The organism is Rhodovulum viride, assembly GCF_003265965.1.
Classification (GTDB): Bacteria; Pseudomonadota; Alphaproteobacteria; order Rhodobacterales; family Rhodobacteraceae; genus Rhodovulum; species Rhodovulum kholense.
In genome coordinates this window covers 113,906-139,515 of record NZ_MUAV01000007.1, presented here as the reverse complement: position 1 = coordinate 139,515, position 25,610 = coordinate 113,906, and the positions used below count along the sequence as shown (strand labels likewise).

26 protein-coding genes, 1 tRNA gene and 1 other RNA gene are annotated in these 25,610 nt (G+C 68.9%); 9 read left to right on the top strand and 19 right to left on the bottom strand.

All coding sequences use genetic code 11. The features are described 5' to 3' along the window. Positions 1-12: 12 nt before the first annotated feature. The 4 genes from BYZ73_RS08060 to BYZ73_RS08045 form a co-directional block, all read right to left on the bottom strand. Entirely contained in the window at positions 13-357 is a 345-nt protein-coding gene (locus BYZ73_RS08060) for a YbaB/EbfC family nucleoid-associated protein (RefSeq protein WP_112315565.1), read from the bottom strand. A gap of 26 nt (positions 358-383) precedes the next feature. Continuing rightward, positions 384-2,144, bottom strand: coding sequence for a DNA polymerase III subunit gamma/tau (locus tag BYZ73_RS08055; protein WP_112315564.1), 1,761 nt, complete (start codon positions 2,142-2,144; stop codon positions 384-386). 148 nt (positions 2,145-2,292) lie between these two features. Continuing rightward, positions 2,293-2,389, bottom strand: an RNA gene (gene ffs / locus BYZ73_RS08050) — signal recognition particle sRNA small type. A 76-nt stretch (positions 2,390-2,465) separates the two neighbouring features. Further along, a complete protein-coding gene (locus BYZ73_RS08045) occupies positions 2,466-3,299 on the bottom strand; it encodes a prephenate dehydratase (protein ID WP_112315563.1) in 834 nt (277 codons plus the stop codon). Positions 3,300-3,420: 121 nt separating this feature from the next. On the opposite strand from BYZ73_RS08045, the gene BYZ73_RS08040 reads away from it, so the two are divergent. Continuing rightward, positions 3,421-3,927 (top strand): c-type cytochrome, encoded by a 507-nt coding sequence (locus tag BYZ73_RS08040; protein WP_158272344.1) that lies wholly within the window; start codon positions 3,421-3,423, stop codon positions 3,925-3,927. 110 nt (positions 3,928-4,037) lie between these two features. On the opposite strand, the gene BYZ73_RS08035 is transcribed toward BYZ73_RS08040, so the two are convergent. Continuing rightward, positions 4,038-4,802 carry a DUF1013 domain-containing protein gene (locus BYZ73_RS08035; protein WP_112315561.1) on the bottom strand — a complete coding sequence of 255 codons (765 nt, stop codon included), beginning with the start codon at positions 4,800-4,802 and terminating at the stop codon, positions 4,038-4,040. Between the two features lie 130 nt (positions 4,803-4,932). Between BYZ73_RS08035 and BYZ73_RS08030 the strand changes: the two genes are divergently transcribed. Beyond that, positions 4,933-5,562 carry a ribonuclease T2 family protein gene (locus tag BYZ73_RS08030; RefSeq protein ID WP_112315560.1) on the top strand — a complete coding sequence of 210 codons (630 nt, stop codon included), beginning with the start codon at positions 4,933-4,935 and terminating at the stop codon, positions 5,560-5,562. 43 nt (positions 5,563-5,605) lie between these two features. Here the strand turns inward: BYZ73_RS08030 and BYZ73_RS08025 are convergent, their stop codons facing one another. The 3 genes from BYZ73_RS08025 to BYZ73_RS08015 all read right to left on the bottom strand — a co-directional run bounded on the left by BYZ73_RS08025 (position 5,606) and on the right by BYZ73_RS08015 (position 8,097). Then, the gene (locus BYZ73_RS08025; RefSeq protein WP_112315559.1) at positions 5,606-6,271 is read right to left on the bottom strand and encodes a hypothetical protein; all 666 of its coding nucleotides are present in this window, start codon (positions 6,269-6,271) and stop codon (positions 5,606-5,608) included. A 123-nt stretch (positions 6,272-6,394) separates the two neighbouring features. Further along, a complete protein-coding gene (locus BYZ73_RS08020) occupies positions 6,395-7,384 on the bottom strand; it encodes an NAD(P)H-quinone oxidoreductase (protein ID WP_112315558.1) in 990 nt (329 codons plus the stop codon). After that, positions 7,381-8,097 carry a COQ9 family protein gene (locus tag BYZ73_RS08015; protein ID WP_112315557.1) on the bottom strand — a complete coding sequence of 239 codons (717 nt, stop codon included), beginning with the start codon at positions 8,095-8,097 and terminating at the stop codon, positions 7,381-7,383. Before BYZ73_RS08015 ends, BYZ73_RS08020 begins: the two co-directional genes overlap by 4 nt. 110 nt (positions 8,098-8,207) lie before the next feature. Here BYZ73_RS08015 and rpsU point away from each other — a divergent pair, with 110 nt between their 5' ends. Further along, complete coding sequence (gene rpsU / locus BYZ73_RS08010; RefSeq protein ID WP_042458983.1) at positions 8,208-8,414, top strand: 30S ribosomal protein S21; 207 nt, start codon at positions 8,208-8,210, stop codon at positions 8,412-8,414. A 113-nt stretch (positions 8,415-8,527) separates the two neighbouring features. On the opposite strand, the gene BYZ73_RS08005 is transcribed toward rpsU, so the two are convergent. Together BYZ73_RS08005 and nudC are read right to left on the bottom strand one after the other, a co-directional pair. Then, a complete protein-coding gene (locus tag BYZ73_RS08005) occupies positions 8,528-8,995 on the bottom strand; it encodes an SRPBCC family protein (protein WP_112315556.1) in 468 nt (155 codons plus the stop codon). 34 nt (positions 8,996-9,029) lie between these two features. Then, positions 9,030-9,980 carry an NAD(+) diphosphatase gene (gene nudC / locus BYZ73_RS08000; protein WP_112315555.1) on the bottom strand — a complete coding sequence of 317 codons (951 nt, stop codon included), beginning with the start codon at positions 9,978-9,980 and terminating at the stop codon, positions 9,030-9,032. Positions 9,981-10,229: 249 nt separating this feature from the next. Here nudC and BYZ73_RS07995 point away from each other — a divergent pair, with 249 nt between their 5' ends. From BYZ73_RS07995 to BYZ73_RS07985, 3 genes are all read left to right on the top strand, one after another. Continuing rightward, positions 10,230-12,134, top strand: a complete 1,905-nt coding sequence (locus BYZ73_RS07995) for a bifunctional 2',3'-cyclic-nucleotide 2'-phosphodiesterase/3'-nucleotidase (RefSeq protein ID WP_281269464.1) — start codon at positions 10,230-10,232, stop codon at positions 12,132-12,134. A gap of 185 nt (positions 12,135-12,319) precedes the next feature. Continuing rightward, positions 12,320-13,411, top strand: coding sequence for an efflux RND transporter periplasmic adaptor subunit (locus tag BYZ73_RS07990; RefSeq protein WP_112315554.1), 1,092 nt, complete (start codon positions 12,320-12,322; stop codon positions 13,409-13,411). Between the two features lie 3 nt (positions 13,412-13,414). Further along, positions 13,415-16,576 (top strand): efflux RND transporter permease subunit, encoded by a 3,162-nt coding sequence (locus BYZ73_RS07985; protein ID WP_112315553.1) that lies wholly within the window; start codon positions 13,415-13,417, stop codon positions 16,574-16,576. 73 nt (positions 16,577-16,649) lie between these two features. Here BYZ73_RS07985 and BYZ73_RS07980 read toward each other — a convergent pair. Further along, positions 16,650-16,726, bottom strand: a tRNA-His gene (locus BYZ73_RS07980). A gap of 179 nt (positions 16,727-16,905) precedes the next feature. Between BYZ73_RS07980 and BYZ73_RS07975 the strand changes: the two genes are divergently transcribed. Beyond that, positions 16,906-17,124, top strand: coding sequence for a DUF6324 family protein (locus BYZ73_RS07975; protein ID WP_108027384.1), 219 nt, complete (start codon positions 16,906-16,908; stop codon positions 17,122-17,124). On the opposite strand, the gene BYZ73_RS07970 is transcribed toward BYZ73_RS07975, so the two are convergent. The 8 genes from BYZ73_RS07970 to BYZ73_RS07935 form a co-directional block, all read right to left on the bottom strand. After that, complete coding sequence (locus tag BYZ73_RS07970) at positions 17,099-17,563, bottom strand: MmcB family DNA repair protein (protein WP_108027385.1); 465 nt, start codon at positions 17,561-17,563, stop codon at positions 17,099-17,101. The two genes, BYZ73_RS07975 and BYZ73_RS07970, sit on opposite strands and share 26 nt — an antisense overlap. 443 nt (positions 17,564-18,006) lie before the next feature. Further along, positions 18,007-18,336, bottom strand: coding sequence for a hypothetical protein (locus tag BYZ73_RS07965; RefSeq protein ID WP_108027386.1), 330 nt, complete (start codon positions 18,334-18,336; stop codon positions 18,007-18,009). Between the two features lie 317 nt (positions 18,337-18,653). After that, positions 18,654-19,127 (bottom strand): transcription antitermination factor NusB, encoded by a 474-nt coding sequence (gene nusB, locus BYZ73_RS07960; protein WP_108027387.1) that lies wholly within the window; start codon positions 19,125-19,127, stop codon positions 18,654-18,656. Next, positions 19,124-19,663 carry a 6,7-dimethyl-8-ribityllumazine synthase gene (locus tag BYZ73_RS07955; protein ID WP_112315552.1) on the bottom strand — a complete coding sequence of 180 codons (540 nt, stop codon included), beginning with the start codon at positions 19,661-19,663 and terminating at the stop codon, positions 19,124-19,126. The genes nusB and BYZ73_RS07955 overlap by 4 nt, the downstream gene beginning before the upstream one ends. Positions 19,664-19,666: 3 nt before the next feature. Continuing rightward, entirely contained in the window at positions 19,667-20,779 is a 1,113-nt protein-coding gene (ribB, locus tag BYZ73_RS07950; protein WP_108027389.1) for a 3,4-dihydroxy-2-butanone-4-phosphate synthase, read from the bottom strand. Between the two features lie 28 nt (positions 20,780-20,807). Then, positions 20,808-21,491, bottom strand: coding sequence for a hypothetical protein (locus tag BYZ73_RS07945; RefSeq protein WP_112315551.1), 684 nt, complete (start codon positions 21,489-21,491; stop codon positions 20,808-20,810). Then, the gene (locus BYZ73_RS07940) at positions 21,488-21,901 is read right to left on the bottom strand and encodes a hypothetical protein (RefSeq protein ID WP_112315550.1); all 414 of its coding nucleotides are present in this window, start codon (positions 21,899-21,901) and stop codon (positions 21,488-21,490) included. The genes BYZ73_RS07945 and BYZ73_RS07940 overlap by 4 nt, the downstream gene beginning before the upstream one ends. A gap of 370 nt (positions 21,902-22,271) precedes the next feature. Beyond that, entirely contained in the window at positions 22,272-22,877 is a 606-nt protein-coding gene (locus BYZ73_RS07935; RefSeq protein WP_112315549.1) for a riboflavin synthase, read from the bottom strand. 108 nt (positions 22,878-22,985) lie between these two features. On the opposite strand from BYZ73_RS07935, the gene BYZ73_RS07930 reads away from it, so the two are divergent. Both BYZ73_RS07930 and BYZ73_RS07925 read left to right on the top strand, forming a co-directional pair. Beyond that, positions 22,986-24,461, top strand: a complete 1,476-nt coding sequence (locus BYZ73_RS07930; RefSeq protein WP_112315548.1) for a capsule biosynthesis protein — start codon at positions 22,986-22,988, stop codon at positions 24,459-24,461. A gap of 14 nt (positions 24,462-24,475) precedes the next feature. Beyond that, positions 24,476-25,609: a polysaccharide biosynthesis/export family protein gene (locus BYZ73_RS07925; protein ID WP_425451071.1), complete on the top strand. Its 1,134-nt coding sequence runs from the start codon at positions 24,476-24,478 to the stop codon at positions 25,607-25,609. The last annotated feature ends 1 nt before the right edge of the window (position 25,610 follow it).

The window sequence follows — 25,610 nt, the reverse complement described above, 5'->3', positions numbered from 1 at the left end:
CGGACCCCGGGATCAGACCGGCAGGCCGAGCCCCGGAGGCAAACCCATTTCCTCGGTCAGCTTGCGGGTCTCTTCCTTGGTCTTTTCCATGGCCTTTTCCTGGGCATCCTTGATGGCCGCCAGAATCAGGTCCTCGACCACTTCCTTTTCATCGGGATTGAAGATCGACGGGTCGATCGACAGCGCGGTCAGCGTGCCCTTGGCGGTCGCCGTGGCCTTGACCAGCCCCGCGCCGCTTTCGCCCTCGACCAGAGTGGTGGCCAGCGTTTCCTGAAGCTGGGCCATCTTGCCCTGCATCTCGGTCGCGGCTTTCATCATCTTGGCCATGTCGCCAAGGCCGCCCATTCCCTTGAACATGCGTGTCTCCTTCGCCTGTTATGCGTTCAGTCGTCGTCCTCGAACGGGTCCCATTCCTCCTCGACCTCGGGCAGAGCCTCGGCGGCCGCCTCGGCCGCCAGGACCTCGGGCGGCTTTATGTCGATGATTTCGGCCTTGGGGAAGGCGGCAAAAACGGCGCGGACCAGTGGATGTTCGGCGGCCTCGGCCTTGCGTGCGGCCTCGGCGGCGTTGCGGGTCTCGTCGATGGTCGGGCCACCGCCCTTGCCCACGACCGAAACCGCCCAGCGCGCGCCGGTCCAGCTTTGCAGCCGCTGGCCCAGCCGCTGGGCCAGATCGGCGGGCGCGCCGGGCGCGGGTTCGAATTCGATCCGGCCGGGGGAATAGCTGACAAGCCGGACGCCGGCCTCGACCTCGACCAGCAGCACCATGTCGCGATTGGCGCGGATCAGATCGACCACCGCCTCGAAGCTTGGGTAATGGGCCAGCGTCTGCTCGGGCGCGCGGGCCAGCGCGGTGACGGCACCGCCGCCCGAGGGCGCGGCATGAACCGGGACGCCCCGGGCCTGCGCCTGCATCCCGCCGCCGCCCGAGGGCGCGGGACCGGAGGGCGCGGGGCCGGAAGGCATAGGACCGGAGGGCGGGTTGTCCTGCAGCTTGCGCACCAGATCCTCGGGCGCGGGCAGGGTAGAGACATGGGTCAGCCGGATCACCGCCATCTCGGCCGCCATCATCGCATTGGGCGCCATCGAGACCTCTTCCAGCGCCTTCAGCAGCATCTGCCACATCCGCGCCAGCACCCGCATCGACAGCCGCTCGGCCATGGTGCGGCCGCGGGCGCGTTCGTCGGGGCCGACGGTCGGGTCGTCGGCGGCCTCGGGCGCGATCTTGATGACGCTGAGCCAGTGGGTGATCTCGGCCAGATCGCGCAGCACCGCCAGCGGATCGGCGCCGTCGGCATATTGCGCGGCCAGCTCGCCCAGCGCGCCTGCGGCGTCGCCCGCCATGATCATGTCGAAAAGATCGAGCACGCGGCCCCGGTCGGCGAGGCCCAGCATGGCGCGGACCTGATCGACCGTGGTTTCGCCCGCGCCATGCGCAATCGCCTGATCGAGAAGGCTCATCGCGTCGCGCACGGACCCTTCGGCGGCCCGGGTGATCAGCCCCAGCGCCTCGTCCGAAATGGGCGCGTTCTCGAGCCCCGCGATCTTTTTCAGATGGGCGATCATCACCTCGGGCTCGATCCGGCGCAGATCGAAGCGCTGGCAGCGCGACAGCACCGTGACCGGCACCTTTCGGATCTCGGTGGTGGCGAAGATGAACTTCACATGGGCGGGCGGTTCCTCCAGCGTCTTCAGCAGCGCGTTGAACGCGCTGGTCGACAGCATGTGAACCTCGTCGATGATGTAGATCTTGTAGCGCGCCGAGGCCGCCCGGTAGGCCACGCTGTCGATGATCTCGCGGATGTCGTTCACGCCGGTGCGCGAGGCGGCGTCCATCTCCATCACATCGACATGGCGGCCCTCGGCGATGGCGCGGCAATGCTCGCATTGCCCGCAGGGCTCGGTCGTCGGGCCGCCCTGCCCGTCCGGGCCGATGCAGTTCATGCCCTTGGCGATGATCCGGGCGGTCGTCGTCTTGCCGGTGCCGCGGATGCCGGTCATGATGAAGGCCTGCGCGATCCGGTCGGCGGCAAAGGCGTTCTTGAGGGTGCGCACCATCGCATCCTGCCCGATCAGATCGGCGAATGTGGCGGGACGGTACTTGCGCGCCAGCACCTGATAGGCGGTGCCCTTGGGGTCTGCCATGGGTCCTCTCGAAATCGCGGGTCCGGGCGACAGGGTAGGCCCTGACCCGGGCGGCGTCCAGCGGATCGCGGACAGTCCCCGGCAGAGACCGCCGGACAGAAGCGCCCGCCGTCGGACTGCAAAACGCCTGTACGCCTGTCGGGGAGAAGGTGAGAGGCTGGACAGCGACCCGAACGGGGCTCGTTACGGCTGCTTCCTTCCGGACCTGACCGGGTTGGCGAGGCGCTCGCCCGCGCCAACCTCTCGAGGCGTTACATAGACGTCACGCGGCGGATTCGCAAGGGTCGGGGTCCGGTCCGGCCCCGGCGCCGCAGCCGCGGCTCAGCTGCGTTTGCGGTCAGCCGGGTAGACCCCGAGAATGTCGAGATGCGAGGTGAAGTAGTCGAGTTCCTCCAGCGCGCGGGCGACATGGGGGTCGTCGGGATGGCCCTCGATATCGGCGTAGAACTGGGTCGCGGTGAAGGACCCGTCGACCATGTAGCTTTCCAGCTTGGTCATGTTGACGCCATTGGTCGCGAAGCCGCCCATCGCCTTGTAAAGCGCCGCCGGAATGTTGCGGACCCGGAAGACGAAGGTGGTCATCATGCCCAGATCGCCCCGCCGCGTGCGGTCGGGTTCGCGCGACATCAGCAGAAAGCGGGTGGTGTTCTTGTCGTGATCCTCGATATGGCGGGCCAGAACCTCGAGCCCGTAGATCTCGGCCGCCAGATCGCCCGCGAGCGCGGCCAATTCCGGGTCGCCGATCTCGGCCACCTGCCGGGCCGAGCCCGCGGTATCGGCCCCGGTCACCCGGTGGATGTCATGCGTATGCAGGAAGTCCCGGCATTGCCCCAGCAGGACGGTATGGCTCATCGCGCGGCGGATGCCCGAAAGCGGCGCGCCCGGAACTGCCAACAGGTTGATATGCACCCTGACGAAGGCCTCGCCCACGATATGCAGCCCGGAATCCGGCAAAAGCTGGTGGATGTCGGCCACCCGCCCGTAGGTCGAATTCTCGACCGGCAGCATCGCCAGGTCCGCCTCGCCGCTGCGCACGGCCTCGATCACGTCCTCGAAGGTCCGGCAGGGCAGCGCCTCCATCTCGGGACGGGCGTCGTGGCAGGCCTGGTGCGAATAGGCGCCGGGTTCTCCCTGAAAGGCGATAAGGCTGGTCATGTGGGGACTTTAATCCTGTGGCTGGCCGCAACCGGCCGGGTCAATGGTCAAACTGAATACTGCTTGCCAAGCCGAAGGGGAAGCACATAGGAAGTTCGCGGGAAAACATGGGATCGAATTTATGCTGAAGAAGGTGAGCTTCACCAAGCTTCTGGGCGCGGGCTCGGGGGCGCTTTTGCTGTTTGTGCTGGTCGATCGGGCGGGAGGGTTCTACTTTACGCCGCCCGAGCTTGAAAAACCCGCCTATGTGGTCATCGAGGAAGAGCCCGAGACCCCGGCAGAACCGGAACAGGAGCTGACCTTCGAAGAGCGCATGGCCCAGGCCGATGCGGCCGCGGGCGAGCGGGTCTTCAATCAGTGCAAGTCCTGCCACCGGGCCGAGGAAGGCGTGAACGCGGTCGGGCCGTCGCTTTACGGCGTGGTCGGGCGGCCGGTGCATGCGGTGGCCGACTTTTCCTATTCCGACGCGATGGCGGGGCTCGAGGGCGAGTGGACGGCCGAGCGGATCTACGAGTTCATCGCGGCCCCGCGCGACGTCGTTCCGGGCACGGCGATGACCTTTGCCGGGCTCAAGGACCCGCAGGACCGCGCCAACGTCATCGCCTATCTCGACTCGCTCGACGACTGAGCGCCGCCCGGCCACGCGCCGCGCAAGCGAGCCCTGGAAAGGCGAACGGGCGGCCCGCCGAAGCGCGCCGCCCGTTTCCGTCCGTCCGGACCGGATCGCCCGGCCGCGGATCAGCGGCGGGGATCGTCGTCGTCCTCGTCTTCATCGTCACCGTTATCGGGCAGGTTGAAGAAGCTGTCGGCATCCGGCACCGACCGGTCCTCTTCCTCGTCGTCGTCCGGGCGCGTCAGGGTGAAGGTTTCGAGCCCCGAAATGGCGGTGGGCAGGCGCGGCTCGGTGCCCATTTCCAGCGACTGTTCGGTCGAGACCAGCTTGCGGCGTTCGTCATCGGTCATCAGCCCGCCTTCCGCGGCGCGCTTGCGGGCGGCCTTCTGCACGGCGGAATCAAGCTCGGACTGCTTGCAGAGCCCCAGCGCCACCGGGTCGATCGGCTGGATGTTCGAGATGTTCCAGTGGGTGCGTTCGCGGATCGACTGGATCGTCGGCTTGGTGGTGCCGACCAGCTTGGCGATCTGGCCGTCGCTGAGTTCGGGGTGGAACTTGACCAGCCACAGGATCGAGGCGGGCCGGTCCTGCCGCTTGGACAGCGGCGTATAGCGCGGGCCGCGGCGCTTTTCCTCGCCCAGCGCGGCCGGATTGAACTTGAGCCGCAGCTTGTAAAGCGGGTCCTTCTCGGCCTTGTCGATTTCCGACTGGTCGAGCTGGTTGTTCGCGACCGGATCGAAGCCGCGCACGCCGCCCGCCACGTCGCCATCGGCAATGCCCTGCACTTCCAACTCGTGCAGGCCGCAGAAATCGGCGATCTGCCGGAAGCTCAGCGTCGTGTTGTCGACCAGCCAGACGGCGGTGGCCTTGGCCATGATGGGTTTGTTCATCGGCCTACTCCTCTCGTGCGACCATAGCGCTCCCCGGGCCGGGAAACGGCTGCGCCGGATTGGCGCGGTTCCTCGTTTTCGGGGAAGTTCCCGTGTATATAGTCGGCGAAACGCCCGGAGAAAAGAGAAAATGCGCTGGCTGGCCGTGCTGCTGCTGTCTGCGACCCTGGCCCGCGCCGATGGCGAGCCCGCCGGGGACTTCGCGTATTACCTGCTGGCGCTGAGCTGGGCGCCAAGCTGGTGCGCGCTGGAAGGCGAGGCCCGGCAAAGCCCGCATTGCGCGCCGGGCGGGGGCGCGGGATGGGTTCTGCACGGGCTCTGGCCGCAATACGAACAGGGCTGGCCCAGCCATTGCCGCGGCGCGAAACCCGACCCCTCGCGCGCCCAGACCGCGCGGATGGCCGCTCTGATGGGCAGCGCGGGCGCGGCCTGGTATCAGTGGAAGAAACACGGGCGCTGTTCCGGCCTGTCGGCGGGCGACTATTTTGCCGCGGCACGCCGGGCCTATGGCGCGGTGGTGCGGCCGCCCGCCTTCCGCAAGCTGACGGCGCCGGTCCGGCTGCCCGCGGGCGTGGTCGAAGAGGCCTTCCTGCAGGCCAATCCCGGCCTCTTGCCCGACATGCTGACGGTGACCTGCAAGGCCGGCCGCATCCAGGAGGTGCGGATCTGCCTGACCAGGGATCTGAGACCCCGCCCCTGCGCCGCCGACACGGTCGAGGATTGCACGCTGCGCGACGCGGCGATGCCCCCGATCCGCTGACCGTCAGCCGGACCGGGGGCCGCATGGTGTCGAACGGAGGCGCTCAGGCGGCCTTGCGGCGCCGGGACAGGCCCAGCAGAGCCAGCAGCCCCGAGCCCAGCATCAGGACCGGGGCCGGAAGCGGCACCGGCGCCGGATCGGGCGTGGCGACCGCGGTCACAAGGCTCTGGCTCGGCCGCCACCACGAGGTCGATTTCAGGAAGTCCAGCTGATAGCCGCCGGTCTCGTCGGTCAGCGCAAGGAAATCGGCGGCCTTGCGCTCGACCCGGTTGTCGGTCCAGCCGCTCAGGCGGAAAGCGCCGCGCCCGAGGTTGAGGCTGTCGCTGTCATAGACGACCTCCCAGATTGCGACCTGGAACGCGGCCGAACTGACCGCATCGACCACATCGGCGTAATGCTGGGTGAAGAGGCGGTCGAGATTGGTCAGGACGGTGCTGCCGAAGAGCGACGCGCCGGTCGTGTAGCCGGTCGCGGTCTGGCTCAGCGCATGGGTCAGGTCCACGCACCAGGCCAGAAGCGGGTCGCTTTGCCCCGCGACATCGAAGGCGAACTGTCCGGCGCTGGCCGAGTCCGACCGGCCGTAGAAGGAATAATAGACCGTCTTCGCGCCGGGGGTCTGCCCGGTATAGTCCAGCGTCAGCGTGCTGGCCTGCGCCGTGCCCAGTCCGGCGGCCAGCGCCAGCCCTGCGAGAGAGAAAATGCCTTTCATCGAAATCACCCCTTCAAAACCCGGCAGCAGCCTGCCGCCGGGATCGGGATTGTGATGATTTCATGGCTTTTGCAAGGCCTTACGCGCCTCGGAAACGGTGAGTTTCCGGGGCGCGAGGCAGTCTCAGGCGATCTTCAGGACAATCTTCCCGACATGGGCGCTTTGTTCCATCCTTGCATGGGCCAGCGCCGCCTGGGTCAGGTCGAATTCGCTGTCCACCACCGGCGCGATGCGTCCCGAGGCCAGCAGCGGCCAGACCCTCTCGCGCAGTTCGTCCGCGATCCGCGCCTTCGCCAGATCCGATTGCGGCCGCAGCGTCGATCCGGTGATGGTCAGCCGCCGCATCATCACCTGCGCGAAGTTCAGCGCCACCTTGGGCCCCTGCAGGAAGGCAATCTGCACCAGCCTCCCGTCATCGGCCAGCGCCCGCACGTTGCGCGGAAGATAGTCGCCGCCCACCATGTCGAGGATCAGGTCGGCCCCGCCCTCGGCCCGCAAAATCTCGACGAAATCCTCGCTGGAATAGTCGATCGCCCGCTCGGCCCCCAGATCGCGGCAGGCCGCGCATTTGGTCGGGTTGCCGGCGGTGGCGAAGACCCGCGCCCCGAAGACCGAGGCCAGCTGGATCGCGGTGGTGCCAATCCCGGAGGACCCGCCATGCACCAGGAACCGTTCGCCCGCCGTGAGGCCACCGCGCATGAAGACGTTGGACCAGACGGTGAAGAAGGTCTCGGGCAGGCAGGCGGCCTCTTTCAGCCCCAGCCCGTCCGGCACCGGCAGCGCATGGGCCGCGGGGGTCGCGACATAGTCGGCATAGCCGCCGCCCGGCAGCAGCGCGCAGACCCGGTCGCCGACACGCAGTCCCGACACGCCCTCGCCCAGCGCCGCAACTTCGCCCGCGCCTTCCAGCCCGGGCAGGTCCGAGGCCTGCGGCGGCGGCGCGTAGGATCCCGCGCGCTGCAGCGCGTCGGGCCGGTTCACCCCGGCATAGGCCAGCCGGATCAGAACCTCGCCCGCCCGCGGCACCGGCACCGGGCGTTCGGTCGGACGCAGGACTTCGGGGCCGCCGGGTTCGGAAATCTCGACCGCCCGCATCGTCGCCGGGAGCGTCATGTGCGCTCCGGCAGGCCGGGACGGACCGATCCGGGCAGGCGCCGGTCGGGCTGCCGGTGCGGCGGACGGATCTGCCGGGCAAGCCAGTTCGGCCCCAGCATCAGCGGCTTGAGAACCCAGGCCTTGTTGACCTGCGCCTTGACCTTTTCGACCTGCATCACATCACCGATCCGGCGGTCGAGGAAGGCGGTGGTCTCGGCATGGTCGGGGCTTTCGTCGCCCAGCCAGTAAAGCACGGTCGAGCCGTAGACCGCCGCCAGCGAGGCGCGCTTGGTGTACCAGTTCACGTCGTCCGAGCTGTCGCCGAGCGCGGTCCAGATCCGGTCGGCGGTGCCCCAGACGAGCCGCGAGCCTTCGGCGGCGTAAGGCGGCAGCGCAAACAGAGTGGCGCCCCGGCGCACGGCCTCCTTGTCTTCGGCCGCGTCCAGCCGGTAGCGCACGGCCAGCGCCACCCTGTCGCGAAAGCGCATCGCCGAGAGGTCGGTTTCGGTCAGGCGGCGCACCATCTCGTCGTCGCCGCGCAAATGATAGGCCACCGCCAGATCGACCGCACCGCGCGGGCAGGCGGCGCGGGCCATGGCGGCATCGACGCCGGAATCGGCGATGGCGGCGCGGAAGGCGGCCTCGCTCCATCCGTCGAACGGGACGTGGATCAGGGCCGCGTCCAGAAGCTCTTGCTTGATGGCATCCAGGCCTTGGGGCGTGTCGGTCATGCGGGGGCCTCCTTTCGACGGCCCCCTCTATAGACAAGTTCGCGCGGCTTTGCTATACGGCCACCTCCTGCGAAATTCGAAACTCCAGCAAGAAAGGTGGTGACAACCACATGCAGGTCAGCGTTCGCGACAACAATGTCGACCAGGCGCTTCGGGCTCTGAAGAAGAAACTTCAGCGCGAAGGCGTGTTCCGCGAAATGAAGCTCAAGCAACATTTCGAGAAACCGTCCGAGAAGAAAGCGCGCGAGAAGGCGGAAGCCGTCCGCCGTGCGCGCAAACTGGCGCGGAAGAAAGCCCAGCGCGAAGGTCTTCTGTAAGACCGTCGGCATGCGAACCGGAGCAGCAATGCTCCAGCGAGACGACCCCCGAGGCCCTGCCCGGGGGTTTGTCGATTCCGGGACCCTGAAAATCTTTGCCTTACGCCCGAGGCTCAGCCCTGGCGGAAGCGGCCCGCCTCGATCTCGCGGGCCAGCCGGGAGACCGATGTTTCAAGCTGCTCGGCCAGCCGGTGATGGGCAAGCCGCAGCGTCTGCAGCAGCACCCGCGCGCCGATGGTCTTCGAGGCGAGCTCGATCGAGATGGCCAGCCGGGTCAGGCGCGGCGCCAGAAGCTGCAGCTCGATGGCGCTGGCGGCCTGCAGCCCGCCCGAGCGCGACTGCAGCCGGATCTGTTGCGGCGGTTCGAAGGCGACCAGTTCGGTCTCGACCGCGCGCCGGGCGCCCTGCAGCGTGAATTCGGCAGCCCAGGCCATGCCCGGCCCGGGTTCGCTGCGGTCGTCGAGCCGGCGCAAGTCTGCCCCGCGGCGACCGGCCGCGGCCTCGACGCGCGGAAAGTCCGACAGCACGGCAAAGACCTCCTCGATCGGCGCGGCGATGTCTTCGCGGGCGGTAAGCTGCATGTCTGGCTCCGGGCTGGCTCTGTCCGTTCTGGCCTCAATCCAGCCGGTCCGCAAGCCATCTGCGGATCAGGTAGCCGGCAATCGCCCCCGGGCGCGGCGGCCGGATGTCGGCGGATTCGCCCGCGACGACCGCCAGCATCTCTTCGCGCGGCATCCAGCGCGCCTCGGCGATCTCGGCCGGATCGACGGTGATCTCGCGGGACAGGGCCTCGCCCCGGCAGCCCAGCATCAGCGAGGCCGGAAACGGCCAGGGCTGGCTGGCCAGATAGCCGACCCGGCCCACGCGGATGCCGGTTTCCTCGGCGACCTCGCGCCGCACCGCGGCCTCGACCGACTCGCCCGGCTCGATGAAGCCCGCCAGGAGCGAGAACATCCCCTCGGGCCAGCCCGGCGAGCGCCCCAGCAGGACCGAGTTGCCCTGCAGGATCAGCATGATGACGCAAGGATCGGTGCGCGGGAAATGCGGCGTGCTGCAGGCCTCGCAGACCCGGCGCCAGCCCGCATCGACCATCCGGCTGGGCTGGCCGCAACGCGAACAGAACCGGTGGGTGCGGTGCCATTCGCAGATCCCCTTGGCGGTCGCCGCCAGTTCGGCCTGAAGCGGGTCGAGCCCCGGCATCACCCGGCGCAGTTCGCGGAACAGGTGATCTTCCGGCAGATCGGGATGGCGCTGTTCGGACGGATCGAGAAACAGCCCCAGCGTGTCGGGGATCTCGTCCGGGCGCCAGTCCGAGATGTCGACGGCGAAATGCGGCGCGCCATCGGCCAGCCCGAGGAAGATCGCCCGCGCGCGCCGCTCGGCCGGAACCGGGTTCGCGCAGGGCACCCAGCCAAGCCCGTCCTCGCAGCACAGCGGCTTGCCGCGCCAGAGCGGCAGGACCCGTCCCTTACCCCAGGCATCGTCCAGCCAGACGGCATCGCCGCGCCGCAACGCGGCCCGGTCCAGACCGCCGCCTCCGAAAGTCACCTGCTCGGCCAGTTGCATGGCGGCTCCTTTTCCTGCAATGACGCAAGGCGGGCGTCAGTTTGGGGCGAATGCAAACAATCCCACATTCGCCTGACGCGAATTGGCTCTCGCCATCCGCTTGCGAACCCTTTACTCTCGCAGGCCGGTGATGGTCGCATTCCGCCCCCAAGTCAAAGCCATTTCCCCGGCAGGCTGCGGACGCGGCCAGAGTAGTTTGGTATCGGCCAGCCGCGCCCCTTGTCGGGCGGCATCCAGGCGGGGGCATCCTTGAACGCGCTGCACCCATTTTCCGCTTCGCCCGCCGCCGACCGCGTGCATCTTCGGCTGATGGAAACCTCGGACCTGCATGTGCATGTCTTTCCCTATGACTATTATTCCGACCGCCCCATCGACTCGGCCGGGCTGGCGCGCACCGCCGCGCTGATCGCGACGCTCAGGGCCGAGGCGGCGAATACGCTATTGTTCGACAATGGCGATTTCCTGCAGGGCAACCCGATGGGCGATTACATCGCCCATGAACGCGGCCTGCGCCCGGGCGAAATGCATCCGATGATCGCCGCGATGAATGCGGTCGGCTATGACGCGGCGACGCTGGGCAATCACGATTTCAACTACGGGCTCGACTTTTTGCTGACTGCGCTCGATGGCGCGCGGTTCCCGGTCGTGTCGGCCAATCTGCTGCCCGGCCCGCTGGCCCCGCCCGGGCTGGCCGCGCTGCCGCGCTATACGCTGCTGGACCGGACGGTGCGCGACGGCGCGGGACAGCCCCATCCGCTGAGGATCGGAGTGATCGGCTTCCTGCCGCCGCCCATTGCGATCTGGGACCGCCGGCATCTGCACGGCCGGGCCGAGGGCGGCGACATCGTCGCGGCCGCCCGGGCGCTGGTGCCGCGGATGCGCGCCGACGGCGCCGATCTGGTCGTGGCGCTGGCCCATTCCGGCATCGGCGAGCCCGACCATGTCGACCGGCAGGAGAATGCCTGCCTGCCGCTGGCCGGGATCGAGGGAATCGACGCTATCCTGTCGGGACATCAGCACATGACCCTGCCCGGTCCCGATTTCGCGGGCATCCCCGGGGTCGATGCCGAGGCGGGCACGATCTGCGGCAAGCCCGCCGTCATGCCCGGCTTCTGGGGATCGCATCTTGGCGTGGTCGACCTGCTGCTCGAGCGTGGCACGGCCGGGTGGCGGGTGGCTGAACACCGCAGCGCGGTGCACCCGATCGCGCACCGAAAGCCCGGCCGCGGGGTGGTGCCGCTGGTGTCCAGCAATCCCGAGGTGATAACGGCCGCGGCGCCCGCCCATGCCGAGACGCTGGCCTATACCCGCCGCGCCGTCGGCCGCACCGAAGTGCCGCTGCACAGCTATTTCTCGCTGGTGACCAACGATGCCTCGGTCAAGATCGTCGCCGATGCCCAGCGCTGGTACCTGGCCGAGATGCTGAAGGGCACCCGCCACGAGGGCCTGCCGCTGCTGTCGGCCGCGGCGCCGTTCAAGGCGGGCGGGCATGGCGGACCCGATTACTACACCGACGTCCCCGTGGGCGACATCGCGATCCGCAACGTCGCCGATCTTTACCTTTACCCCAACACGGTGCGCGCGGTGCGGGTGACCGGCGCCCGGCTGCGCGGCTGGCTCGAACGCTCGGCCGCGCTCTTCAACCGGATCGAGCCGGGCCAACCCGACCAGATCCTGCTGAATCCCGAGGCCCCGTGCTATAATTTCGACGTGATCTGCGGGGTCGAATATCGGATCGACCTCAGCCGGCCGCCGCGCTTCGGGCCGGGGGGCCGGCTGCTGGACCCGACCGCGGGACGCATCTCGGGGCTGAGCTGGCAGGGGCAGCCGGTGACCGACGACATGGAATTCGTGGTCGCGACCAACAGTTTCCGGGCCAGCGGCGGCGGCGGTTTTCCCGGCACCGGTGTCGACACCGTGGCGTTCGAGGCGCCCGATGCCAACCGCGACGTGCTGCTGCGCTATATCGCCGAACACGGCACCGTCGCGCCGCGGGCCGATGCCACCTGGCGCTTCGAGGATCTGCCCGGCACCACCGTCCTGTTCGACACCAGCCCGGCCGCGCTCGATCATCTCGACGAGCTGCGCGACCTCGCTCTCGAGCCCGCAGAAAACGGCCCCGACGGCTTCCTGCGTCTTCGCATCGCGCTTTAGCGCCGCCCCCGCTGCGCCGGGCAGCGGCATGGGACCGGTCCGGAAACGGCCCCGAACGGCCCCGACCTGGCCCGGAACGGGTCCGCCCACCCGTCCGGACCGAAAATTTCACATTGGAATGACTAAACGATGTAAACTTTCCCGGAGCCCGCCCCGATGCGGGCCCTTGGGGGAGGGACTTCACCGTGACCGGAATCCGCCTGTTTCTCGGGACGATCTGTCTTGGCTGCGCGGCCCATGCGCAGCAGACGCCGCCGCCATCGGTTGTCGCCGTGCCCGCCACGACGATGGAGCTGACCCGGACCGCCACCTTCAACGGCCGCCTCGACGCCGACCGCACCGTCGCGCTGGTCGCGCGCGTGGGCGGGATGCTTGAGGAAATCCGCTTCGAACCCGGGGAGTTGGTCGCCGAGGGCCAGGTTCTGTTCCGGATCGAGAAGGACCTGTTTCAGACCGCCGTCAAGGAGGCCGAAGGCGCGCTGCGCGCGGCCGAGGCCGCCCGCGACCGCGCCCGGCTGGAACGGGACCGGCAGGCGGAACTGGTCGCGCGGAATGCCGCCGCGCAGGCCATCCTCGACACGGCCGAGGCCGATCTTGCCAGCCGGGAGGGCGACGTGATTCGCCTGTCGGCGGCGCTCGACCGCGCCCGGCTGAACCTGTCCTATACCGAGATCGCGGCCCCCTTCGCCGGCCGCATCGGGCCGCCCGAGGTCGATGCCGGGGCGATGATCGCGGCCGGAGCGGGGCCACTGGCGGTGCTGATCCGGCTGGACCCGATGCATGCGGAATTTCAGGTGCCGACCGCCGTGCTGCGCAGCTATCTGGAACGGGTCGCGGCCGGAGCGGCCAGCGACATCGACGCGGTGACGCTGACTCTGGCCAATGGCACGGTCTACGACCGGCCCGGCGATGTCGATTTCGTCGACAGCGCGGTCACCGGAGGCACCGACAGCGTCACCCTGCGCGCCCGCTTCGACAATCCCGAGGGGCTGTTGCTGGATGGCGAGCTGGTCCGGGTGCAGCTGACCGCACAGCAACCGGCGCCGGAACTGGCGGTGCCGCAGCAGGCGGTGCAGCGCGACGTGCAGGGCGCCTTCGTGCTGGTGGTGGGCGATGGCGACAGGGCCGAGCTGCGCCGGGTCACGGTCAGGCGCACCGCCCGGGGATTTGCGGTGATCGCGGACGGTCTTGCCGAGGGCGAGAGGGTGATCACCGAAGGTCTGAACAAGGTCCGGCCCGGCCAGCCCGTGGACGCGGCCGCCCCGGTGGACGGCTAGACCATGCTGGCCCGGACCTTCATCCGCCGCCCCCGCCTGGCCGGGGTGATCTCGATCGTGCTGTTCATCGCCGGGCTGATCGCCCTGACCAAGATGCCGGTCGAACAGTTTCCCGATATCGTGCCGCCGCAGGTCTCGGTCACCGCAAGCTATCCCGGCGCCGGGGCCCAAGTGGTCGAAGAGACCGTGGCCCAGGTCATCGAGGACCAAGTGACCGGGGTCGACGACATGATCTACATGTCCTCGACCTCGGGGGCGGACGGCACCTACATCCTGACGATCAGCTTCGAGGTTGGCACCGATCCCGACATCGCCACGGTGAACGTGCAGAACCGCGTGGCCCTGGCCGAGCCGCTGCTGCCGCCCGAGGTCAGACAGACCGGGGTGAAGGTCGCCAAGAAATCCTCGTCGCTGCTGATGGGCGTCGCGCTTTACGCGACCGACGGCCGCGTCACCGGGGGCGATCTGACCAACTATGCCCGCATCAACCTGCTGGATGCGCTGAAACGGGTCGAGGGCGTCGGCGATGCCTCGATGTTCGGCGCGAACCAGTTCGCGATGCTCGTCGATCTGGACGTGGACCGGCTGGCCGCGCTGAACCTGACGCCCTCGGATGTCGCCGCCGCGCTGAAAAGCCAGAACCTGCAGGCGGCGATCGGCCGGGTCGGCGGGCAGCCGGTCACCGCCGATCCGGGGATGCAGCTGAACATCTCGACCAGGGGGCGGCTGGAAAGCCCCGAGGAATTCGCCCGCATCATCGTGCGCGCCGCCCCTGACGGCAGCGTGGTGCGGGTGGGCGATGTGGCCGATGTCCGGCTGGGCGACCGCAGTTCGGATGTGACGACCAGCTTCGACGGCGCGCCTGCGACGCTGATCGGGCTGTATCTCGCGCCCGGCGGCAATGCCATCGCGGCGGCCGACGGGGTCAAGGCGGTGATGGCCCGCGCGGCCGAGCGCTTTCCCGAAGGCATGGCCTACGCGGCCGTCTCGGACAGCTCGGTCTTCGTCAAGGAAAGCATCTCGGCGGTCGAGCATACGCTGATCGAGGCCTTCGTTCTGGTCGTGCTGGTGGTCTTCGTCTTCCTCGGGTCGCTCAGGGCCACAATCGTGCCGCTGATCGCGGTGCCGGTGGCTCTGGTCGGGACCTTCGCGGTGATGCTGGCGATGGGCTTCACGCTGAACACCGTGTCGCTGCTGGCGCTGGTGCTGGCCATCGGCATCGTCGTCGACGACGCCATCGTCGTGGTCGAGGCGGTCGAGGCCAAGATGGAAGAGGACCACGCGCTTGACCCCGCGCAGGCCGCCGAGGCGGCGATGGGCGAGATCACCGGCGCCATCGTCGCAATCACGCTGGTTCTGCTATCGGTCTTCGTGCCGGTCGCCTTCATTCCCGGCATTTCGGGTCAGCTCTTCCAGCAATTCGCGGTGGCGGTCTCGGTCTCGATGGTGATCTCGGCGATCAACGCGCTGACCCTGTCGCCCGCGCTCTGCGCCATCGTGCTGAGGCCCCATCACGGCCCCCGCAAGGGGATCATGGGCCGGATCTCGACCGGCATCGACGCCGCGCGCGACCGCTATGCGGCGGCGGCGGGCGCGCTGGTGAGGCGGTCGGTTCTGGGGCTCGTGCTGCTCGCGGGCGCCATGGTTCTGACGGGCGGGCTTTTCCGCGCGGTGCCCTCGGGGTTTCTGCCGGCCGAGGATCAGGGATCCTTCATCGTCGAGACCCGCCTGCCCGAGGCCGCCTCGGTCAACCGCACCGCCGCCGCGCAGCGCGAGGTTGAACGGATCCTGCTGGGCCTGCCCGGCGTGGCCAGCGTCACCTCGGTCACCGGCTTCTCGATCCTCGACGGGATCACCCGCTCGAACGCGGCCTTCGCGCTGGTGTCGATGGCTCCGTTCGAGGAAAGAACCTCCGAAGAAACCTCGGTCTTTGTCGCGATCCGACAGGCCATGGTGCAGGGTGCCGCGATCCGCGAGGCGCAGGTGATCGCCTTCAACCTGCCGCCCATCGCCGGGCTCGGAAGCGGGTCGGGGTTCGAGCTGCAACTGCTCGACACCCAGGGCCGGCCCGCGGCCGACCTGGCCGCGACCGCCCGGGGGCTTGCCTTCGCCGCGAACGGAGACCCGCGACTGTCCGGCGTCTACACGACCTTCTCGGCCGACAGCCCGCAGCTTTTCCTCGATATCGACCGCGAGCGGCTTTATGCGCTGGGCATCCCGGTCTCGGACGTCTTCGCCGCGCTGCAACCCACGCTGGGGTCGGCCTATGTCAACGACTTCAATCTCTTCGGCCGGTCCTGGCAGGTCCGGATGACGGCCCTGCCCGGCGACCGCGACGACGTGGGCGACATCGCGCGCATTCATGTCCGCACCGCCAGCGGCGAGATGGTGCCGGTCGGCGCCTTCGCCACCGCCGATTACACCACCGGGCCGCTGTCGCTGCAGCGCTACAACAACCAGCGCGCCGCCAGGATCACCGGCGATCCGGCGCCCGGCACCGCCTCGGGCGCGGCGCTGGCCGCGATGGAAGAGGTCGCCTCGGCCAGCCTGCCGCCGGGCTATGACGTCGAATGGACGGGCACCGCGCTGCAGGAAAAGCAGGCCGCCGGGCAGACCGCGGCGATCCTCGCGCTGGCGGTGCTGTTTGCCTATCTCTTCCTCGTGGCTCTTTACGAAAGCTGGACGATCCCGGTGCCGGTGCTGCTGTCGGTCAGCTTCGGCGTCGCGGGGGCGATGCTGGCGCTGCTGGCGACCGGGCTGCCGTTCAACCTCTATGCCCAGATCGGGCTGGTGGTCCTGTTGGCGCTGGCCGCAAAGAACGCGATCCTGATCGTCGAATTCGCCAAGGCGCGGCGCGAGGCCGGGGCAAGCATCGCCGGGGCCGCCATCGAGGGCGCCCATGCCCGGTTCCGCGCGGTGATGATGACCAGCTTCGCCTTCATCGCCGGGTTGATCCCACTGGTCACCGCCGAGGGCGCCTCGATGCTGTCGCGCCGGGCGGTCGGCACCGGGGTCGCGGGCGGGATGCTGGCCGCGGCGGTCGTGGGCATCTTCGTGATCCCCGCGCTGTACGTGGTCTTCCAGACCCTGCGCGAAAGGATCAGGGGCGGCGCGGGCGACCGGACGGATCAGGCAAGGGAGGCGGTGGCAAATCCCGGGGAATGACGCAAGGCGCGGGCCTGCCGAATCGAGGATCCGACACGTGACGGGCTGTTCGACTTCTTTGGCGAAGGGGGAGTGGTACCGCCTCCCCGGCTCGAACGGGGGACCCCCAGATCCACAATCTGGTGCTCTAACCAACTGAGCTAAGGCGGCACTGTCCGCGCGATTTAGCGCCCCCCCGACGCGATTGCAAGACCCGTTCTCGACCGCAGGCACGTCATCGCAGGACAGCCGCCCCCCAGAAAGACAGACCCGCGTTGCCCTCGCCGCCCTTGCCAGACCCGGGCCAACGCGCTAACCCGGCGGCTTCATCACCCCGGGGAACCTGCGCCATGGGCATCGACAAGCAAAGCGACTTCGCCGCCAACCTGCAGATCGGACCGACCAGTCTTGGCATGGTGCGGATCTATGTCGAAGGCGAGGGGCTGGAGATCCCGATGGATTTCGACCCCGAGGAAGCCGAGGAAATCGCGGACGAACTGCGCGCCGCCGCCGCTCAGGCGCGGGCCATGACCGAGAAGAAGGTCAAGGCCCCCAAGCCGAAGGGCTGAGGCCGGGATCGCGGAGCGCCTGCAGCCGCAGCGCGGCATGGCGGGCGAATCTGTGGATCAGCGCCTTGCGCCGCGCCGGCGCCAGACGGGATTCGGGAGCCTCGCGCACCAGGTCGGCGCCATAGGCATCGGCAAGGATCAGCCCGGTGTCCGGCGGCAGCAGCTCGGACGGGAAATCGGCGTCCACCGCCCAGAAGAACCGGTCGCACCAGTCGAGATACCCGGTCCATTTCCGGTCCGAGGTGAAATCGGCGCGGCTCGACTTGCACTCGATCACCCAGATCTCGTCCTTCGGGCCCAGCGCCATGACATCGACCCGCAGCCCCGCCGCGGGCGCCAGTTCCTCGACCGTGGCAAAGCCCAGATCGCGCAGGTGGCGGCAGACGCCGCGGGCCAGAAGCTGGCCGGGGGCAAGCGGGATCGGGCCGGGATCGGACATGGCGCGACCATGATCCACGCGCCGCCGCTCGACAAGCCTTGTCGGCACGGCACCGGCATCCTATCTATCGCCGAGGCGGGGTCTGCCCTTCCCGTGCAGAGGTCAAATTCCGGTGGCCTTAAGCAAATCCGAGGGAGCTGGCTCTGTCCGGATCCTGGTCCGGTTACCCGGCGCCCACCTGTAGTAACAGGTCCTCGGGAATTGCAATGCCTCCACGTTTGCGGTGGTCCCGCCCCTTCCGCGCCCTGACGAAACCTGACGAATTCGTCCGCCACGTGGGCGTCAGGCGCCCGTTCGTCTGCGGCCCGTTCGACCGCCGCATGGCCCTGCGGCCCGCGTGGCCGCCTGCGCCGCGGCCAGTCCCATCCCGTTGCCGACGCATGAAAAAGGCGGCCGAAGGGCCGCCGTTACAGTCGTGCATCTGAAACGAGGGGAAGGCCGGGTCAGCGCCGCATCCTGCGCTCGTCCTTCACCGGCACCGGGATCGGCACCAGAACCTCGGCCAGGCCGCGCACCGGTTCCCGGCGGCGGCGTCCGTTATCGGCGTCGTCGTCCCGGGCCATCGCCATGACCGCGATGCCGAACTGCACCCCGGCAAAGACGATCCCGTTGAACAGGAACAGAAGCGCCCCGGCAAGCCAGCCGCCCGAGACGTTGGTCACGAGGTGCCAGAGATTGGCGACGTCGAAATACATCAGAAGGCCGACGAAAAGACCCGACAGGACGAACCCGATGGCGGTCTGGCGGATGTAGAGGGTCACGAGCTTGGGCATCGGTGTCTCCGTTCCTTGCTCCAATTAGGTAGCCATTCCGAGAAGGATTCCAAGAGGAAACTTGGGGCACCTGTCGATCGGCCCGGCCCGGCGCAGCGTCCGGCAGCCGGTTTCCGTAACGTCATCATGGGGCTGGAACGGTTAAGAGAGGGTTACCAAAGCCGACTCGGGCGTATCACCCCCGCCGGGGCCGCCGAAGCAGCCCCGCACAATCGGCAGATTCGCGAAGGTTCCAGAGGAAATCGGAAACGGCGCGGCCGCTCAGGATGCCGCGATCAGAACGCCAGGCCCGGAACGCCAGACTCACAACGCCAGACTCAGAAGGCTTCGGGGCGCGCCTCGCGGGCCATGTGATCGAGCACGGCATTGACGAATTTGGGCTCGCGGCCTTCGGGGAAGAACGCCTTGGCCACGTCAACATATTCGGTGATCACGACCTTCGGCGGCGCCTTGGCCTCGACCAGTTCGGCCCCGGCGGCGCGAAACAGCGCCCTCAGCGTCGGGTCGATCCGGGCAATGGGCCATTTCGCCACCAGCGCCCGGTCGGTCATCTGGTCGATCTTCGCCTGCCAGCTGACGGCGCCTTCAAGGGTCGCGCGGAACAGGTCGACATCGCCCTCGGCCAGCTCTTCGCCGTCCTCGTAGCCGACCCCGAAGCGCCAGGTCTCGAATTCGCGCCGGACGGTGTCGACGCCCTGCCCCGACTGTTCCATCTGGAACAGCGCCTGGACCGCATAAAGCCGGGCGGCGGACCGCATCTGGTTGCGGTTGGGTTTGCGAGGCTCGGTCATGTGCGGTCGGTCCCCTCGGCGACCTGGAACCCGCCCGAGGGACGGAAGCCCACGCCCTTGGTCTCGCCGCTCCAGCGCCGGCCCAGCGCGATCAGATGCAGCGCCGCCGCCGCCGCGCCTCCGCCCTTGTCCATGTCGGCCGGATCGGCCCGGCGCAGCGCCTGGTCGCGGTTTTCGACCGTCAGGATGCCGTTGCCGATCAGCGCGCCCTGCAGCCCCAGCAGCGTCAGCCCGCGCGAGCTGTCGTTGCAGACGGTCTCGTAATGGGTGGTTTCGCCCCGGATCACGCAGCCCAGCGCGACATAGCCGTCGAAGTTCGACAGCCGGTGGGCCAGCGCGATGGCGGTCGGGATCTCGAGCGCGCCGGGCACCTCGATCAGCTCATGCGCGACACCGGCGGCGTCAAGCGTGGCGACCGCCCCGGCGATCAGCTTGTCGGCGATGTCGCGATAGAAGGGCGCAACGACGATCAGCAGTTTCGCGGGCCTATCGAAGGCCGGAAGCGCCAGCGTGTGATGGGGGTCCTGTTCGGCCATGGCTCAAGCCTTCCTTTCGATGGTCCGGGTGCCCTCGATCGAGAGCCCGTAGGCGTCGAGCCCCACCACCCGGGGCAGCGGCGAATTGGTCAGAAGCACCAGCCGGTGCAGACCCAGCGCGGCCAGGATCTGCGCGCCCAGCCCGTACTGGCGAAGCGTCTGCGGCGAGGCCGCGCCGTCCAGCACCAGCTTCATCGTGGTGTCGCGCAGCAGCACGACGACGCCGCGGCCCTCCTCGGCGATGATCTCCATCGCGGCGGACAGTTCGCCTGCCGGATGCGGGCCGAGGCCCAGCACGTCCTGCAGCGGGTCGAGCGCGTGCATCCGCACCAGCACCGGCGCGTCGGTGGTGGTGATGTCGCCCTTGGTCAGCACCACATGTTCGGCGCCTTGGGTTTCATCGGTGAAGATGCGCATCACCCAGTCGCCGCCATGGGCCGAGGTGACATGGCGCACGGCGCGTTCGTTCACCAGATTGTCGTGGCGGCGGCGATAGGCGATCAGGTCCGAGATGGTGCCGATCTTCAGCCCGTGCCGCTGGGCGAAGGCCACCAGATCGGGCAGCCGCGCCATGGTGCCGTCCTCGTTCATGATCTCGCAGATCACGCCCGCCGGGATCAGCCCGGCCAGCCGCGAGACGTCGATCGACGCCTCGGTATGGCCCGCGCGGACCAACACGCCGCCGTCGCGGGCGCGCAGCGGGAAGATATGGCCGGGCGTCGCGATGTCGCTCGCGCCCTTGCTGGCGTCGATGGCGACCGCCACGGTGCGGGCGCGGTCATGGGCGGAAATTCCGGTGGTCACGCCCTCGCGCGCCTCAATCGAGGTGGTGAAGGCGGTCTCGTGCCGCGACGAGTTCTGCGAGGCCATCAGCGGCAGGCCCAGCGCATCGACCCGCTCGCCGGTCAGGGTCAGGCAGATCAGGCCCCGGCCATGGGTCGCCATGAAGTTGATCGCCTCGGGGGTGGCCATCTGCGCCGGGATCACCAGGTCGCCCTCGTTCTCCCGGTCCTCGTGATCGACCAGAATGAACATGCGCCCGTTGCGGGCATCCTCGATGATCTCCTCGATCGAGGAGATCGCGTCCTGATAGCTGGGATCGCCGATGTCTTCCATGTCGTCCACCTGTTCCGAAGCCCGCCTATTAGCGCGGTCGGGACAGATTGGAAAGAACCCGCATGCCCGGCGGCCCGGAAATCGGGGCCGCCGGGCGGGGCAGAGAACGCGACGGCCTTGCAACGAAACGGTCGAGCCCCGGGCGATGGCGGCAGGGCCCGGGGCCGCTGTTTCGACCCCGGAACCGGTGTTTACGGGCTTGGGCGTTCGTCGCCGGGCCGAGGATGCCGCGACCCGGCCGGACCGCCCCACACGGACGCGGCCTCCACCGCCGGGGCGGAGACCGGCCTCTCGTCAGGGGATCAGGCGCGGGGGGGGGGCCCGGCCCGCGGCGGCGGAAGGCGGCCAGTCCCGCGTTCGAGGTCAGCCCGAAGATCACCCCGGCCGGAAGCGGCCCCGGAGCGATCTCGACCGGGACCGGCTCGCCATGGAGGAAGTCGTCCCTCACCGGTTCGTCCTCGGGATCGAGCAGCGCGGTACCGACCGACACCCTGGCGACCTGCGGATCGTCGAACACCACGCCCAGGAAGGACAGCTTCGCGGCACCGCTGGGCGGCATGTAGTCCTCGACCAGCAGATCGCCATGGATGTCGTGGAAGGACAGCACGACCTGGCCTTCGTCTTCCAGACCGGTGAAGACCGCGCAGAGACCGCGCGTGTTGGCCCGCGTGGTCTGGTCGACGGGATCGAAGAACAGGATGTCGAAGGTCACCCCGTCATCGGGCCGGAAGATCCGCTCGGGGCTGAAGAAGGTATACTCGTCCGGCTGATCGGCACCCCCGAGGCCGAGGAGGACGACACCTCGACCCCCTCGGTGCTGCCGGTCGCGACAAACTCGATCCCGCGGGCGCGGCTTGGCGTCGAGCCGTTCAAGAAATCGCCCGGGAAGTCGTTCGGGTCGGCAAAGGCATCAGGCACGCCGTCCCAGTTGATTTCCCGCCGCCCGTCCGGGTCTTCATTGGTGGGCGTAAAGCCGGTCAGCCCGGAAAACTCGGCGCGAACGGCATCGACGGTATCCTGGATGTCCGCCGCAGTCAGGCCCGCGCCGGAAAAGACCGTGGCCGCAGATCCGGGCAGGGCGGACAGCGACAGGGCAAGAATGAATGGAGACAGGGAGCGCATTCCTCCGCCTTGATGAAATGGACCGAATGGGACGCCCAGGGCGCCACGTCGGATGGCGCGACATCCGCAAGCCGCACATCGCGGGGGTAACGCGCCAGCGGTGTCGCCAGCGTTGGACTCCGCATCCTGAGCGAGATTTCGGGGCGTCGCGCCGCCCGTCGCCTGTCTTTTCGGCGGGGACCCGCGACCGGGGACGGTGCCGCCGGTCCTTGCGGGCGCAAGACCCCGTTGGCGCGCCGGGCGGTCTTCAACGCGGCCCGGCGTCATCCGGGATGGCCCGGCGTCCCCATCCCCGCCAAGGGGCCCGGACGATGGCATCCGCCCGGGCCTCGGGAAACGCCCCGGGAGCCCTATGGCGTTCGGGGCGCGCTCAGGCCGCGTCGTACTCCTGCAGCCGCGCGACATAGCGCGCCAGCGTGTCGATCTCGAGGTTCACCTTGTCCCCGACCCGGGCCAGCCCCCAGGTGGTGGCCTCCTTGGTATGGGGGATGAAGTTGATCCCGAACGTCGCGCCCTCGACCTCGTTCACCGTCAGCGAGGTGCCGTTCAGCGCCACCGACCCTTTCGGCGCGATGAACTTCGCCAGCGCGTCGGGCGCGCGGAAGGTCATGCGGGTGCTGTCGCCCTCCTCGGCCATGGCCACGATCTCGGCCACCCCGTCGACATGGCCCGAGACGATATGCCCGCCAAGCTCGTCGCCCACCTTCAGCGCACGTTCGAGGTTGATCCGGCCGCCCTCGGCCCAGTCGCCGATATTGGTCTTCGACACCGTCTCGGCCGAGATCGACACGGCGAACCAGCCCCCCTCGCCGTCGGTGCCTCGGTCGGTCACGGTCAGGCAGACGCCGTTGCAGGCGATCGAGGCGCCGATATCGATGCTGTCGGGTGCGTAGCGGCAGCCGATCCGGGCGGTGAGGTCGCCCTTCATCGAAAGCGCGCGAATGGTGCCGATATCGGTGATGATGCCGGTGAACATGCTGGGGCTCCTTGCGGCGCGGGTCACGACCTGACCTATCGCCTGCGGCGGCGGGGGGCAAGCGGCACGCATGGTTCGGCTTTCCAGAAGCGGACACATCGGGCACAGATGGAAGACAAGGGGGAAAAGGCGATGGAACGGGCACGCGGCGCCGGTCGCCGGTTTCTGATGCTGCAAGGGCCGCACGGCCCCTTTTTCGACCGGCTGGCGCGGGGGCTGCGCGGCACCGGCGCCGAGGTCTGGCGCGCGGGCTTCAACCGGGGCGATGCGGCCTTCTGGAGCGATCCCGCAAGCTACATCGCCGTCACCGACCCGCCCGAGGCCTGGCCCGCGACCCTGGCCGGGCTGCTCGACCGGCTGGCGATCACCGACCTTGCCGTCTATGGCGACACCCGCCCCTGCCATGCCGCAGCGATCGCCGCGGCCCGGGCGCGCGGCCTCGCGGTGCATGTCTTCGAAGAGGGCTATCTGCGGCCCGCCTGGATCACCTGCGAACGCGATGGCGCCAACGGCAACTCGCCGCTGATGCGGCTGTCGCTCGGGGACATGGCGGCGGGGATGCCGGAGGGCGCGCCGCTGCCGGGACCGCTGAGCGACCGCTGGGGCAACTTGCGCGCCCATATCGGCTATGGCGCGCTTTACCACGGGCTGGTGCTGCTGCCCTCGCGCCGCTACTGCAGCTTCCGGCCGCATCGCGGCCTGCCGGTGGGCCGGGAATTCGCGCTGCACCTTCGGCGCCTGGCCGCGCTGCCCCTGCTGGCGCCGCGCCGGATGCTGACCACGCGCAAGATCCGCCGTGGCGGGTTTCGTTACTACGTGGTGCTGCTGCAGCTGGCCCATGACGCCAATTTCCTGCATCACGGCCCCTTCGCCACCATGACCGGTTTCCTCGAACAGGTGATCGCCGCCTTCGCGGAGGGCGCGCCACGCGGCCATCATCTGGTGTTCAAGGCGCATCCGCTCGAGGATGCGCGCATCCCGCTGGGTCCCGAGATCGCACGGATCGCCGGGGCGGCGGGGCTGGCGGATCGCGTGCATCTGGTGGATGGCGGCCGGCTTGCGCGGCTGCTGGCCGGGGCGACCGGGGCGGTCACGGTGAACTCGACCGCCGGGCCCTATGCGATCTGGCGCGGGCTGCCGCTGTGCGCCCTGGGGGCGGCGGTCTACGGCAAGCCCGGGCTCGTTTCGGACCGGCCGCTGGCCGCCTTCTTCGCCGCGCCCGATCCGCCCGACCGCGCCGCCTTCGAGCTTTTCCGCCGCTATCTGCTGGCAACCAGCCAGATCCCGGGCGACTACTACACGCGCGAGGGCCGCGAGCACGCGATCGGCCCCACGGTCGAGCGCCTGCTGTCGGCCCCGGTTCCGGCTTTGGCCCAGAGTTCGACACCGAGTTCGACACCGGCTTCGACACCGCAGGCCGGGCAAGCCGCCGCGGCCGACCCGTCGGCGGCCGCGCCACCCGGGGAGGCCGAGCGGCAACACCTGCGGGCGATTGCGGGACAGGGCCGCTCGCCCGTCTGGTCTTTCGGGCGAGAGTTCTTTAGCGTCGCCGCAAAGGCGGGAGTGAAACGCCGCGGCAGGTAACAAGGGACACCTACGTGAAGAGACTGCCAGCCCGGGGGGTACGACTCCTCGTTCTTTTCGGACTGCTCGCCGCGACGGCCGCCTGCGGCCTGCCCCGGCCGGGCCCCAACAAGCCCGAGATTTTCGACGGGTCCACATTGCGCGACGGCGACGCCTTCATCGTCGAGGTGAACGACCGGGTGAACCGGGCCACTGCGGTGGTGCCCGCCAGCGGCTTTCCGGCCTCCTTCCTGAACGCGGCACCGATCGGGTCGGACACGATCCGGGCTGGCGACACGCTGGGCCTAACCGTGTTCGAGAACGTCGACGACGGCCTGCTGGCGCCGCGCGAAAGCAATGCCGCCACGCTGAACGAGGTGCAGGTCGACAGCTCGGGCTATATCTTCATTCCCTATGCCGGACGCATCCAGGCCGCGGGCAGCACGCCCGAGGGCCTGCGCGAGAAGATCACCGAAAAGCTCGACGCCCAGACCCCCGACCCGCAGGTGATGGTGACGCGGCTCGCTGGCGACGGCGCGACCGTTTCGGTCGCGGGCGGCGTCGGCAAGCAGGGCGTGTTCCCCATCGAACGGCCGAACCGCACCCTGTCGGGAATGCTGGCCTCGGCGGGCGGCATCGTGATCCCGCCCGAGATCGCCCAGATCACCGTGATCCGCGGCAAGACCCGCGGCCAGATCTGGTTCGAGGATCTCTATGCCGATCCGTCCCTGGACATCGCGCTGCGCAACGGCGACCGGATTCTGGTCGAGGAAGACACCCGCGATTTCACGGCGCTTGGCGCGACCGGCAACCAGCGCAACGTGCGCTTCATCACCCAGAGCATGTCGGCGGTCGAGGCGCTGGCCCAGGTCGGCGGCCTCAGCTCGGCCCTGGCCGACCCGACCGGCATCTTCGTGCTGCGCAACGAGCCCGAGGAGATCGCCCGTCAGGTGCTGGCCCGCGACGATCTGGTCGGCGAACAGCGCGTGGCCTATGTGCTGAACCTGACCGAGCCCGCCGGGCTGTTCCTGGCCCGCGATTTCGCCATCCGCGACGGCGACACGGTCTATGTGACGGAAGCGCCCTATGTCCGCTGGATCAAGCTGCTGAGCGTGATCACCGGCACCGCGGGTGCCGCCCGCAACGTCTCGGCCACGGTCGAAAACTGAT

What these genes read in the sequence shown, in the direction of transcription:
- BYZ73_RS08040 (WP_158272344.1), top strand. Translation starts at nt 3,421, where the DNA reads ATGCTGAAGAAGGTGAGCTTCACCAAGCTTCTGGGCGCGGGCTCGGGG.
- BYZ73_RS08045 (WP_112315563.1), bottom strand. Translation starts at nt 3,299, where the DNA reads ATGACCAGCCTTATCGCCTTTCAGGGAGAACCCGGCGCCTATTCGCAC.
- BYZ73_RS08005 (WP_112315556.1), bottom strand. Translation starts at nt 8,995, where the DNA reads ATGCAGCTTACCGCCCGCGAAGACATCGCCGCGCCGATCGAGGAGGTC.
- BYZ73_RS07940 (WP_112315550.1), bottom strand. Translation starts at nt 21,901, where the DNA reads ATGCGCTCCCTGTCTCCATTCATTCTTGCCCTGTCGCTGTCCGCCCTG.
- nudC (WP_112315555.1), bottom strand. Translation starts at nt 9,980, where the DNA reads ATGCAACTGGCCGAGCAGGTGACTTTCGGAGGCGGCGGTCTGGACCGG.
- rpsU (WP_042458983.1), top strand. Translation starts at nt 8,208, where the DNA reads ATGCAGGTCAGCGTTCGCGACAACAATGTCGACCAGGCGCTTCGGGCT.
- BYZ73_RS08055 (WP_112315564.1), bottom strand. Translation starts at nt 2,144, where the DNA reads ATGGCAGACCCCAAGGGCACCGCCTATCAGGTGCTGGCGCGCAAGTAC.
- BYZ73_RS07930 (WP_112315548.1), top strand. Translation starts at nt 22,986, where the DNA reads ATGGAAGACAAGGGGGAAAAGGCGATGGAACGGGCACGCGGCGCCGGT.
- BYZ73_RS08015 (WP_112315557.1), bottom strand. Translation starts at nt 8,097, where the DNA reads ATGACCGACACGCCCCAAGGCCTGGATGCCATCAAGCAAGAGCTTCTG.
- BYZ73_RS07985 (WP_112315553.1), top strand. Translation starts at nt 13,415, where the DNA reads ATGCTGGCCCGGACCTTCATCCGCCGCCCCCGCCTGGCCGGGGTGATC.
- BYZ73_RS08030 (WP_112315560.1), top strand. Translation starts at nt 4,933, where the DNA reads ATGCGCTGGCTGGCCGTGCTGCTGCTGTCTGCGACCCTGGCCCGCGCC.
- BYZ73_RS07970 (WP_108027385.1), bottom strand. Translation starts at nt 17,563, where the DNA reads ATGTCCGATCCCGGCCCGATCCCGCTTGCCCCCGGCCAGCTTCTGGCC.
- BYZ73_RS07965 (WP_108027386.1), bottom strand. Translation starts at nt 18,336, where the DNA reads ATGCCCAAGCTCGTGACCCTCTACATCCGCCAGACCGCCATCGGGTTC.
- BYZ73_RS07955 (WP_112315552.1), bottom strand. Translation starts at nt 19,663, where the DNA reads ATGGCCGAACAGGACCCCCATCACACGCTGGCGCTTCCGGCCTTCGAT.
- BYZ73_RS08060 (WP_112315565.1), bottom strand. Translation starts at nt 357, where the DNA reads ATGTTCAAGGGAATGGGCGGCCTTGGCGACATGGCCAAGATGATGAAA.
- BYZ73_RS07975 (WP_108027384.1), top strand. Translation starts at nt 16,906, where the DNA reads ATGGGCATCGACAAGCAAAGCGACTTCGCCGCCAACCTGCAGATCGGA.
- BYZ73_RS08025 (WP_112315559.1), bottom strand. Translation starts at nt 6,271, where the DNA reads ATGAAAGGCATTTTCTCTCTCGCAGGGCTGGCGCTGGCCGCCGGACTG.
- BYZ73_RS07935 (WP_112315549.1), bottom strand. Translation starts at nt 22,877, where the DNA reads ATGTTCACCGGCATCATCACCGATATCGGCACCATTCGCGCGCTTTCG.
- BYZ73_RS08020 (WP_112315558.1), bottom strand. Translation starts at nt 7,384, where the DNA reads ATGACGCTCCCGGCGACGATGCGGGCGGTCGAGATTTCCGAACCCGGC.
- BYZ73_RS08035 (WP_112315561.1), bottom strand. Translation starts at nt 4,802, where the DNA reads ATGAACAAACCCATCATGGCCAAGGCCACCGCCGTCTGGCTGGTCGAC.
- ribB (WP_108027389.1), bottom strand. Translation starts at nt 20,779, where the DNA reads ATGGAAGACATCGGCGATCCCAGCTATCAGGACGCGATCTCCTCGATC.
- nusB (WP_108027387.1), bottom strand. Translation starts at nt 19,127, where the DNA reads ATGACCGAGCCTCGCAAACCCAACCGCAACCAGATGCGGTCCGCCGCC.